This is a genomic window from Pseudoalteromonas luteoviolacea (genome assembly GCF_018100925.1).
GTDB lineage: Bacteria > Pseudomonadota > Gammaproteobacteria > Enterobacterales > Alteromonadaceae > Pseudoalteromonas > Pseudoalteromonas obscura.
The window spans coordinates 1-457 of record NZ_JAGJEH010000066.1; the positions used below are offsets into that span (position 1 = coordinate 1).

General features: G+C 42.2%; 1 protein-coding gene. It reads left to right on the forward strand.

Annotated features, from left to right (window positions below; genetic code table 11):
- The coding region (locus tag J8M00_RS28080) for a hypothetical protein (RefSeq protein ID WP_211013655.1) at positions 1–457 on the forward strand (457 nt) is incomplete at both ends.

A 457-nucleotide genomic window follows, 5' to 3' on the forward strand; every position in this document is an offset into this window, starting at 1 on the left:
AAGCTTTGCGGGTCATGGTAATGGTGACTGGGCAGCACTTGATGCCGGCCTATCTTACTGTGGTTTCAGTGTTAGTAATAGGGTCGCTATCCAAGGTATTAAAAACAGTGATACCGCATTTACACATCAAGCATCGTTGTCTTTTAATTCAGGGGCCAATGCAGCGGCATACGCAGCAAAAAATCACAATATTGGGATATTCAGCAATAAAAGCAGTGTCTTTTCGAGTAATGGTGAGTCTTATCTGTTGGTATGCGGCACCGTAAATCGATTGAATAAAGGGGCATATCACCCAAGCTTTAACGCTGTAGGAACTGCACAATTTTGGAACAAAGATAATACAGTGAATGGTTCGGCTAAGTGGTTTAGCGCTCACTCAATGAGTGTCTCAAATACGGCTCAATGCTTTGATTTTGGCGACTTTGGTTCTAGTTCCTATACGAATATTGATTTTGGC